Origin of the sequence: Collinsella aerofaciens (genome assembly GCF_040926405.1) — a bacterium.
GTDB lineage: Bacteria > Actinomycetota > Coriobacteriia > Coriobacteriales > Coriobacteriaceae > Collinsella.
Map to the genome: position 1 here is coordinate 1 of NZ_JBCOIG010000041.1, position 10,345 is coordinate 10,345.

Here is a 10,345-nt window from a genome sequence, read left to right on the forward strand (position 1 = left end):
TTTAAACGGCTGAAAAAGGGGCATCGACCTGCGCCGATGCCCCCAACGTGGACACACATTTTGTCCTATAAGCCCCCGACCATTGCCGGACCCCTTTTGCTTAAGCGCAAACGTGAGCAATCGCTCGTTTCAACGCCGCAATTTTCTAGCGCACAGTCTTGATTGCCGCCGCCAGGTCGAACAACGTATCGAGCACGGCCTCGCAGCCATCCACCACGTCCTGCGGCAGCGGCACAATATCGGGGACGGCAAAGACGTGGCAGCCGGCCGTGATGCCCGAGACGCAACCATTGCGCGAATCCTCGACCACGGCGCACTCCTCGGGGGCAAAGCCCGCACGCTCGCAGGCGAGCAGATACATCTCGGGGTCGGGCTTGCCGTGCACGACGTCCTCGCCACACGTTACCGTTTCAAACTTGTCAAAAAGACCGACCATCTTAAGGTTGCGCTCGGCCGTAACGAGGCGCGACGACGTCGCTAGACCAACGTGATAGCCCGCAGCCAGCAGCTCGTCTAGGCACTCGGCGGCGCCGGCCTTAAGTTCCAGTTCGGTCTTGACCATCTCGTCGCGAATCTCCTTGTGGCGACGATAGATCGCCTCGGTGGTTTCGTGGCTGCCATAATGCTTATCGAGGATATCCATAACATCGGGCAGCGTGCGGCCGATAAACTGATGGATCAGCGCTTCATCAATCGCGAGCCCCAGCTCAGCGGCGCCTGCCTTCCAGGCCTTAATCCCCAAACGCTCGGTATCGACCAGCGTTCCATCCATGTCAAAAATAACAGCCTTGATCATATCGGTCCCCCATCGACTCTCGCTGTCACGTTGCTGCAACTCTACCGCATTTGGCAACTTGTATATAACGTATATAGCATATTGCACTTTCGTTACATAGATAGAAGACTTATGGCAAGTAACGCATTAGGATTATAGTTTTCGATCGAGTACTCAACGATAAGGATCGTTTCATGATTTTAGACACCACGGCACCCGCAGAGGAGCTTCAAGACAAGCTATCGGCGCTCGAACAGCTGCTTTTGGCATACGGACGCGTGGCTATCGGGTTTTCCGGCGGCGTTGACAGCAGCTTTTTGGCCGCCGTATGCGCCCGCATCATGCCTACCAATACCCTCCTCGTCCATCTCACCACGCCGCTCATCGGCACGCCCGAGCAGGCTTCGTTTGAGCAGTCCGTTGATGGGCAGGCCAATGAGGGGCCGCATTTTAAGCTCCCCGTGCTCAATCTTTCGGTGGATCAGTTGCAGCTCCCCCAAGTAGCCTGCAACGATGCCAATCGCTGCTACCACTGCAAGCACGCCGGCTTTACCGCCATCGTCAACCACGCCAAGTCGCTCGGCTTTCCCACCGTCATCGATGGCAGCAATGCAAGCGATCGCGGTGACTACCGCCCCGGCATGCGTGCGGCAGAAGAGCTCGGCGTACGCTCACCCCTTATGGAGGTCGGCTTTACCAAGGACGAAGAGCGCGAGCTGCTGCGTGCATGGGGCTATCCCGTTTGGAACCTGCCGGCGGGAGCCTGCCTTGCCACCCGCGTCCCCACGGGCGAGGAGCTTACGTTCGAGAAGGTCTCCCTGATCCGCGCCTGCGAGGATTACCTGCACGATCTTGACTTGGCTCAGGTCCGCGCACGCCTGGTCGGCGGCTGCATGCATATCGAGGCCGCTCCCGCAGATGTCGCCAAGATCGCCGCGCTCGGCGGCACCGCCGTCGATGCCGAGGGCAAGACCCCGCTGCCCGCCGCCATCGAGTCCGCACTGCGCGGGCTGGGCTGCGACCATATCTCCCCCGAGGTCACCCCCTACATTCACGGCAACATGAACCTTTAGGTTACGCCGTTTTACAAACGGCGTAACTGCTCGGCGCTGCGCGGGCTCCGGACACGGCAATCTGACGTTCAACTTCACGGGCGCGACCAAAAGGTCAGCGCCCGCTTGTTTCACGTCACCTTACCGCACCCGGAGACCGCTCGCTCGCATATGCTCAACCTGCACTGCGTTAACTGACCCGCCAATAAGGGACAGGTTTATTTTGGCAGGTTTTATCTGGGGAAATATCGCGAGGCAGTCGCCCCCCTAGCACCCATCTCACTTCGAGAGACACAAGAGGGGCGACTCGGCTGCATCTACTTCTTCCGATAGCGGCGGTTGCGGCTCGTCGATGAACCCATTACTTCGATGAGTCCTTTATCCGCCATTTTTGGCAGATGGTAGCGGACGGACGAAATTTTGACCCCCGATGCAACCGCTATTTCTCGCGCCGTCATATCCACTTCGGCTCTGAGAGCCTCCAGGATCCTATCCGCTGTCGAAGCTGACGATTCTCTGCTCATATCGATAATCTCAAACGTGTCTTTGCCACATTTTGACAGGACATGTTTATCGACAAGATTCCCGCAGATCAGGCGAATGTCATCCGAATCCCACTTCAGGGCCTCTCGTATTTTTTGAACATCGCATACGCACCCATGCTCCCGCATAAACATGAGCAATGTTTCCTCGCGATCCGTCAGCTCGGTGCCCACATGGCTCTGAATCCACGTGCGGTTTTCAGCAAGCTCCGCCCCGTGCCGGGAAAGCAGCACCGTAAACGAATCGGCCTTAACGATAAATTTCGGCCTTCCAAGCGAACGAGACTCCATCTCGCGAATCATAGCCGGGATACCAGATCCCTGGCTTTCTGCAACGGGCCCCTCGGCATGCTCTAACGGCGTCGCCCCCATTAGGCTCATGAGCTTTGGGTTTCGGCAGCGCGATTCCCCGTCTGCAAGATTGTCCACCGTCTTTCCGCCCCAAAGCCCACCGGGGTTTTTGATCTCTATTCTGTCTGGATAGATATCGACACTCACGGCCTGCCCCACAAACATGGGCGAATATTCTCGATGGATGCAGGCGTTTGCCAAGGCCTCGCGCAAAACCTCCTGGGGAACTTCCCAATCCTCCCTTCTGCCAGCGCCTTGCACTATCGCCGCTTTGCGCAAGTTCCGTCCAATCGCGACAAGGGCATCTTCGATGCAAGCCGGAATCGGGCCATCGCACAACTGGCGGTCAATAAACCGGGGTTGCCCGGGTGCAGATTTTTCCACATCGGAATGAACGGCGACATCAATCATGAGTTTGGGATAGAACTGCTGGGGGTAAATTCCCGCCGACAGAAGCCCTGCGAGCTTCACCGCACCATCCTTTGTAGTGATATTGAGTCTGACCAGCTGCTTTTCCAGCGTATCGGCCCCGCGCAAAACGCGGGGGGTCTGCAGCCGGCGATTTGCGATAATAGACCGCACGACATCTGGATCCAAATCCTCGACTGTTGCCTCCGAAACCACCGTGCCGTCTGCATCGCTCGGAAGCAACGCACTCTGCAGCTCATATAGCTCAGCGGGTGACATCTTGATATCTTTATCATCCACGCGCTTGTAGCTACCGTTCTGCACGCCGCGCGCGCCGATATAGCAAGGCTTCGCTTTAAGCTCAAGTTCAAAGATGCGCACCAGAAGCACCTGGAGCCCGTCGACCTCGCCTCGATCAAGCTCGTACCGTGGCGCATGGGTCACCACTGCCGCTGAGCCTCCGTCTCCGATACCCGAAACAAACTGATCGCGCACCCTATCGATAGCAAAGTTAGCCGAAGGAACAAATCCTTCGGCTTCGTTTAGGCCCAAAATAATGAGCCCACCCGCAGTGTTCGCAAAAGCGCTCACTGTCTCCCATACGTCTGCGCTCAATTTATTCGTGCAGGCTTTAACTTCTACCGATGCGTCATCAGTCCCCCGCCTGCGAAGGCGCTCAACGATAAGGCCAAGAGGTTCATCCAGCAGCATTGGCATTCCGTCTCTCTAAAACGATAGATTTATCTCTCTAAAGTATAGTATATCTCTCTAACTTTAGAGAGATAAGCACCTTATTTTAGAGAGACATTTAGAGAGATGTATCGAATTCACTGTTAGATAGCCCAATGTTATCTCTTTAACTGGCTTTCTCTTTAGAGAGACAATTAGAGAGACGAGCGCGACCTCTCTAATCAAGGGCACCACTCTTTAAGGTGCACACTCCCTAACCGTGCCCTAAGTTGCGGTGAAATAGTCCCCCGATTAACCTGCCAAAAAGGGACAGGTTTATTTTGGCGGGTTTTATCTGGGGAAACGCAAAATAGCCCCACATACACAACCACCGCAGCTCCATATGAGGCAAATGAATCAGTAGCGTCTATCCCAAATCTTGAGTATTTGTTCGACAGAACGGCCCCTGCCGGCTCCTGCTAGACTGGTAGATTCCCAACCGTCCATCCAGGAGCCGCAATGTCGCGCAAGTCCGCCTACAAGCAAGTACTTTCCATCGGCGCCGCCGTGGTGCTGGGGTTTGCGCTGTTCACAGGGTCGCTCGACGGAGCGCCCAAGTTGTTGTCGCCGCAAAGTGATGAACAGGCGGCAGCTCTGGCCGAAAAACAAAACGAAAGTCCCAGCCGCACCGACGACGAGGCGGACCTGGTCGATCGGCTCGAATCAGGAACGGCGAGCTCCCCGGACCCTCAAAACAGCCAGGACTCTGGCGATGGCTCCGATTCCGCCACAACCGACACCGGCGACGGCGCTTCCGCGGACAGCGCCGCCACCCCCATCGACGAGGTCGAAAACCCCGACCTCAACCGCGCCCGCGGTGTTTATCTCAGCAGCATTCCCGACTACGCCGGCAACCCCTACGTTGCCCTGCGCGCCGACAGCACGCACCCGCTCGGCACACCATCATTCACGCTCGATGAATACGAGCGCGCTACAGAAGAGGGTTGCTTTAAGAAGTTCTCCAAGCTTGACAGCCTGGGCCGCACCCGCAAAGCGCTCGCCTGCGTGGGCCCCGAATCACTCGGTCAAGGCGAGCGCGGCGATATCTCGCGTATCCATCCCGCTGGATGGCGCCAGCAGCGCTACGACTTTATTCCGGGCCAGAGCCTCTACAACCGCTGCCATCTCATCGCCTGGTCGCTCTGCGGCGAAAACGCCAACCGCAAGAATCTCCTCACCGGCACGCGTTATCTCAACGAGACAGGCATGCTGCCGTTTGAGGAGCAGATTCTCGGCTACATCCGCGAGACGGGCAACCACGTGCTCTATCGCGTCACACCCATGTATAACGAAGAGGAACTTGTCTGCCGCGGCGTGCGCCTTGAGGCGCAATCGGTCGAGGACCACGGCAAGACCCTCTGCTTCCACGTGTACTGCTACAACCTGCAGCCGCACGTGCAGATCGACTACGCCACCGGCCGCAACCAGGCATCCGGAGACTAGTGCCGACCGCACCGCCCGTAACCCAAAAATGATTCGTTTTCCTCCGTCCCCATGGGATCAAAAAAGGCCGCCCTGGATTACCCAGGGCGGCCTTTTCGTCAGCGTCCACATTGCAGGCAAAACCACACGCTACTTGGCGCGGCCCTCCTCATAGCGCTCGACCAGCTTGGCCTGAACATCGTAGGGAACCTGCTCGTAGCCAGCGGGCTTCATGGTAAAGTCACCCGTGCCGCGCGTGATAGAGCGCAGGCGCGTCGAATAATCCGTCAGCTCTGCCAGCGGCGCCTGGGCAATGACCACGGTGTCGCCGCGCTCATCGGTCTCCATACCCGTCACGCGACCGCGCGATGCCGAGATGTCGCCCATCACAGCGCCGGCGTAGCTTTCGGGAATAGTCACCGTGATTTCCTCGATGGGCTCCAGCACCACCGGGTCGGCATCGGCGCACGCCTTGCGCAGGCCGATGCGAGCCGCCGCGCGGAACGCCATCTCGTTGGAGTCGACGCTGTGATACGAGCCGTCGTACACAGCCACGCGAATGCCCGTGAGCGGGTAGCCGGCAATGATGCCGTCCTTCATGGTCTCCTGGACACCCTTGTCCACGGCGGGGATGAGCGAGCGCGGGATGCGGCCACCCACGACCTCGTCTACAAACTCATAGCCATCGCTCGTGCCGTCGGGCCCAATGAGCGGCTCAACGCGCAGCCAGCAGTCGCCATACTGACCGGCACCGCCAGTCTGTTTCTTGTGGCGGCCCTGCGCGCTTGCCGTACGGCGAATGGTCTCGCGATACGGAATGCGGATCGGCACGCTCTTGGCCACGACCTTGGTGCGATCCTCCAAACGGTTGAGCAGCACCGAAACCTGCGCCTCACCAACGGCGGAGATAATGGTCTGGCCCGTCTCCTCGTCACGATCGATGCTCATGGTCGGATCGGCCTTGCAGGCCTTCTCGATAAACGTGTAGAGCTTCTCTTCGTCGCCGCGATTCTCAGCCTCGATGGCGATGCGGTACTGCGAGTTGGGGAACTTAAACGCCGCAGCCTCGACCTTGCCGGTAATCGAGAGCGTATCGCCCGTCTCGGCCGCCAGCTTGGGTGCCACGATAATGTCGCCGGCATAGGCGTGACCGACCTCGGTCATGTCGCGGCCGCACATCACATACAGGTGAGCCAGACGGTCGCCCTTGCGCGTGCGCGCGTTGACCAGCTCAAGGCCCGGCTCAAGCGTACCCGTCAGCACCTTAATAAAGCTGATGCGACCCTGCTGCGGATCGGCCAGGGTCTTAAACACAAACGCCACCGGACGATCATCGTCGCTTGAAATCTTGAGCGAATCGCCGTCGATAAGCGGCATCTCGCCGTAGTCGGTCGGCGCCGGGAAGTATGTGGCGATGTCGTCCATCAGCGAGTTGACGCCCTGCTCCTTAATGCAATCGCCCGCAAAGACCGGCACAAAGATGCGCTCGGCGATCGCCTTCGACAGCAGGCCTTCAAGCTCCTCCTGCGTCAGCGTCTCCTCGCCTTCCAAGTACTTCATCATCAGTTCATCGTCAGCCTCGGCCACCAGCTCGCACAGATGGTCATGGGCTTCCTCGGCCTGGGCACGATACTCCTCGGGAATCTCCGACTCAACGGCTTCGGTGCCGTTGCAATGGCGCGCCTTCATGCGCACCAGGTCGATGATGCCGTCAAAGTCCTCGCCCTCGCCCCAGGGAAGGGTCACGGCGCCCAGGCGCGTGCCAAAGCGCTCTTGCAGCAGGTCCATCGTGGTCGCAAAGCTGGCCTCGGAGCGCGACAGGCGGTTTACGAACACCGCACGCGCCAGTCGCAGGTCCTCGGCGGCATACCAGAGCTTAACCGTCGTAGGCTGCGGGCCGGCCTCGGCGTCGACCACAAACAGAGCCGTCTCGCAGACGCTCATCGCGGCAAAGGCGTCGCCGATAAAATCGGGGTAGCACGGGGCATCGAGCACATTGATGCGCGCGCCCTTCCAGTCGATCGGCGCGATGGTCGTCGAGATGGAAAATGCACGCTTGACCTCTTCGGGGTCATAGTCGAGCGTGGGCTTGGTGCCGTCGTGGCCGCCCAGGCGGGCGGTCTTGCCGGAAAGGTGGAGCATGGCCTCGGCGAGTGAAGTCTTGCCCACCCCGCCTTGGCCTACGAGCACCACGTTCCTTACGTTACCGGTCTTGGGAGCACCCATGATGACCTCCTTGCAGGGCCGCGCGCAATGCGCGACGCCAACGGGGAGAGTTCGCGGTCGGTGCCATCCCGGGAGCAGCATGGTCGGCAGCCGAGCCGACTCACCCTCCAAATGTCCTATGCCACCACCCTACCCTCACGGGCGGCTGTCCATGCATACCTTTCGGCGCACGTATGAATACAGGCGGCGAGAGGACAGAGCAAGTATGCCAGGTGATTATTAAACCCCATCGATACAAATAAAAGCCGCCGCAGTCCATAAGACCCGCGGCGGCTTCTTCTCAATACATAGCTGAGCTTAGCCCTCGATACGACTCAAGAACTCACGGGTACGTTGCTCACGCGGATGATCGATAACCTGCTCGGCCGGGCCCTCCTCGACAATGCGGCCTCCGTCCATAAAGACCACGCGATCGGCAACATCGCGCGCAAACTGCATCGCATGGGTCACGATCACCATCGTCATATTCTGCGCCGCCAGGTCTTTAATGACACGCAGCACCTCGGCCGTTAGCTCGGGATCGAGCGCCGAGGTCGGCTCGTCAAAGAATAAGATTTCCGGATCGAGCGCCAGGGCGCGGGCGATACTCACACGCTGTTGCTGACCGCCCGAAAGCTCACACGGCACCTTGTTCTCGTTGCCCGTCAGCCCCATTTGTGCAATCAGCTCGTGAGCGCGGGCTTCCGCCTGCTCGCGCGGACGCTTAAGCACGCGAATCGGCGCATCGGTGATGTTTTTCATCACCGTATAGTGCGGGAACAGGTTGTAATTTTGGAACACCAGGCCGAATCGCGAGCGCGCCTGCTTGGGCACATCGCCCTTCGCATAGACCGCGCCCGAACCCGCATCCGTCGCAACGGCAAGGTCGCCAAACGAGAGCGAGCCTCCGTCGAGTGACTCGAGCAGCGTGGCACACCGCAGCAGCGTGGACTTGCCGCCACCCGAAGGCCCGATAATCGCCACGACCTCGCCACGCTTCACCTCAAGCGAGATATCCTTGAGCACCTCATTGCCGCCAAACGCCTTACGCGCGTTCGATATATTCATTACCGAATTAATCATGGTAGTAATCCAATTTTTTCTCGGCGGCGCCCAGCAGCATCTCGACGACGAAATTAAAGACCCAGTAAATCAGCGCCGCGATCGCAAACGGCACCATGCTCACCTGCGAGGCGACCAGCGCCTTGGCCGTCGAGAACATCTCACCCACGCCAATGGCAAACGCCAGCGACGTGTCCTTGACCAGCGTGATGATCTCGTTGCCCATCGCCGGCAGAATACGCTTGGCGACCTGCGGCATCACGATATACAGAAACGTCTGCACGCGCGAATAGCCCAGCACCTCGGCAGCCTCGTATTGACCGCGCGGAATGGACTGCAAGCCCGAGCGATAGATCTCGGCAAAGTAACCGGCGTAGTTGATGATGAACGCCACGACGCACGCCGTCCACTTGGAATCGGGCGTGAGCGAAATGCCAAACACGTAGTACGGGGCAAAGTAGATGGCAAACATCTGCAGCATGAGCGGCGTACCGCGCATGACCGAAATGTAGATGCGCGCAATCCAGCGAAGCGGCGCGATTTTGCTCATGCGCATAAACGCCACGGGGATTCCCAGCGGAATCGACCCCAGCAGTGTCAGCACAAACAACTGCAAACTGACCAAGAATCCCTGGCCAAGCATCTGCATCATGACCTGAATAGACATTACTTGAGCACCCAATTATCGAAAGATAGACCATAGCTTGAATACTTGTCGCAGAGATCCTTAACCGTACCGTAATCGTAGAGTGCCTTGAGCGACTCGGTCACGGCGTCGGCCGACTTGGTGTCGCCCTTCTTAAAGCCGACGGCGTAGTGCTCGCTGGACAGCGGCTCATCAAGCTGCGTATAAGCATCGGGCTTGGCGGCAAGCTGATACTGGGCAATCGAAAGGTCGCAAGCCACGGCATCGACCGCGCCGCTCTCGAGCTGCATAAACGCCGTGTTGTACTCACCGATGGTGTCGAGCGTGGCAAACGTCGCCGCCAGATCCTTCTGGTCACCCTCAAGCACATCCTGCGCAGCGGAATCGGTCTGGGTAATCACGGTCTTGCCGGCAAGATCGTCCCAGCTCTTGATGCCTGCATCCTTCTTTACCACCAGCACCTGCTCGTTGAGCATGTACGGCTCGGAGAACGTGTAGTCGTCCTCACGGCCCTCCATGGTAAAGCCATTCCAGATGCAGTTGATGGCGCCCGAGTTAAGCAGCGTATCCTTGGCATCCCAGTCGATGGCCTCGTATTTGACCTCCCAGCCCTGCTTATCGGCAACAGCCTTGGCCAGATCGAGATCAAAGCCGGTGTACTCGCCATCGTCGCCCACAAAGCCGTACGGAGGATAGGACTTATCAAAGCCCACCACGAGCTTCTTGGACTCCGCAGCGCCCTTCACATCCTTGGCCGCGGCAGAGCCAGCAGCGGAGCCCTTGCCGGCACCACCGCCGCAACCGACAAGACCAAGGCCAAGCACCGTAGCGAGCGAGCCGGCTAGACCAACAAACTGACGACGAGACATATCGGTGTTCATGGTATCCCCCCTTGATGGCACTTTAGTTAAGTAAAGTGAGTCGTGTAACGTCCAGAATCATACACTTTAGTGAGATGGAGTACAAGGGAGGGTTTGCCCGCCGGGTGCCGGGGCAGGGGTTAAGTTTGCTGCTCTACAGTCCTGCTCGCGACGGAGAGCACATTAAGTGCTCTCCTGTTCGTGCGGAACTCGCGACAAACTTAACCCCTGCCCCGGCACCCGGCGGGCAAACGTCGTTGGGTTTATCACTGACATGAAGTGGGCGCTTGCAT

Annotated in this window: 8 protein-coding genes; 2 read left to right on the forward strand and 6 right to left on the reverse strand. The window is 58.7% G+C overall.

What is annotated here, in order from left to right; genetic code table 11:
- Positions 1–145: 145 nt before the first annotated feature.
- Positions 146–796: an HAD family hydrolase gene (locus AB5758_RS09215; protein ID WP_195920185.1), complete on the reverse strand. Its 651-nt coding sequence runs from the start codon at positions 794–796 to the stop codon at positions 146–148.
- 173 nt (positions 797–969) lie between these two features.
- On the opposite strand from AB5758_RS09215, the gene larE reads away from it, so the two are divergent.
- The gene (gene larE / locus AB5758_RS09220; protein ID WP_368141792.1) at positions 970–1,848 is read left to right on the forward strand and encodes an ATP-dependent sacrificial sulfur transferase LarE; all 879 of its coding nucleotides are present in this window, start codon (positions 970–972) and stop codon (positions 1,846–1,848) included.
- Between the two features lie 296 nt (positions 1,849–2,144).
- On the opposite strand, the gene AB5758_RS09225 is transcribed toward larE, so the two are convergent.
- The gene (locus tag AB5758_RS09225) at positions 2,145–3,839 is read right to left on the reverse strand and encodes an ATP-binding protein (RefSeq protein WP_022094253.1); all 1,695 of its coding nucleotides are present in this window, start codon (positions 3,837–3,839) and stop codon (positions 2,145–2,147) included.
- Positions 3,840–4,316: 477 nt separating this feature from the next.
- Between AB5758_RS09225 and AB5758_RS09230 the strand changes: the two genes are divergently transcribed.
- Positions 4,317–5,300, forward strand: coding sequence for a DNA/RNA non-specific endonuclease (locus AB5758_RS09230; protein WP_022093948.1), 984 nt, complete (start codon positions 4,317–4,319; stop codon positions 5,298–5,300).
- 129 nt (positions 5,301–5,429) lie between these two features.
- Here the strand turns inward: AB5758_RS09230 and AB5758_RS09235 are convergent, their stop codons facing one another.
- The 4 genes from AB5758_RS09235 to AB5758_RS09250 all read right to left on the reverse strand — a co-directional run bounded on the left by AB5758_RS09235 (position 5,430) and on the right by AB5758_RS09250 (position 10,073).
- Positions 5,430–7,505, reverse strand: coding sequence for an elongation factor G (locus AB5758_RS09235; protein WP_022093945.1), 2,076 nt, complete (start codon positions 7,503–7,505; stop codon positions 5,430–5,432).
- Positions 7,506–7,802: 297 nt separating this feature from the next.
- Positions 7,803–8,567, reverse strand: a complete 765-nt coding sequence (locus AB5758_RS09240; RefSeq protein WP_161145455.1) for an amino acid ABC transporter ATP-binding protein — start codon at positions 8,565–8,567, stop codon at positions 7,803–7,805.
- Positions 8,560–9,213 carry an amino acid ABC transporter permease gene (locus AB5758_RS09245; RefSeq protein WP_006235606.1) on the reverse strand — a complete coding sequence of 218 codons (654 nt, stop codon included), beginning with the start codon at positions 9,211–9,213 and terminating at the stop codon, positions 8,560–8,562. The genes AB5758_RS09240 and AB5758_RS09245 overlap by 8 nt, the downstream gene beginning before the upstream one ends.
- The gene (locus AB5758_RS09250; RefSeq protein WP_138113587.1) at positions 9,213–10,073 is read right to left on the reverse strand and encodes a transporter substrate-binding domain-containing protein; all 861 of its coding nucleotides are present in this window, start codon (positions 10,071–10,073) and stop codon (positions 9,213–9,215) included. The genes AB5758_RS09245 and AB5758_RS09250 overlap by 1 nt, the downstream gene beginning before the upstream one ends.
- Positions 10,074–10,345 lie beyond the last annotated feature (272 nt).

Excerpts from the sequence above, each read along its gene's own strand:
- AB5758_RS09215 (WP_195920185.1), bottom strand. The coding sequence starts at position 796 with ATGATCAAGGCTGTTATTTTTGACATGGATGGAACGCTGGTCGATACC.
- larE (WP_368141792.1), top strand. The coding sequence starts at position 970 with ATGATTTTAGACACCACGGCACCCGCAGAGGAGCTTCAAGACAAGCTA.
- AB5758_RS09225 (WP_022094253.1), bottom strand. The coding sequence starts at position 3,839 with ATGCTGCTGGATGAACCTCTTGGCCTTATCGTTGAGCGCCTTCGCAGG.
- AB5758_RS09230 (WP_022093948.1), top strand. The coding sequence starts at position 4,317 with ATGTCGCGCAAGTCCGCCTACAAGCAAGTACTTTCCATCGGCGCCGCC.
- AB5758_RS09235 (WP_022093945.1), bottom strand. The coding sequence starts at position 7,505 with ATGGGTGCTCCCAAGACCGGTAACGTAAGGAACGTGGTGCTCGTAGGC.
- AB5758_RS09240 (WP_161145455.1), bottom strand. The coding sequence starts at position 8,567 with ATGATTAATTCGGTAATGAATATATCGAACGCGCGTAAGGCGTTTGGC.
- AB5758_RS09245 (WP_006235606.1), bottom strand. The coding sequence starts at position 9,213 with ATGTCTATTCAGGTCATGATGCAGATGCTTGGCCAGGGATTCTTGGTC.
- AB5758_RS09250 (WP_138113587.1), bottom strand. The coding sequence starts at position 10,073 with ATGAACACCGATATGTCTCGTCGTCAGTTTGTTGGTCTAGCCGGCTCG.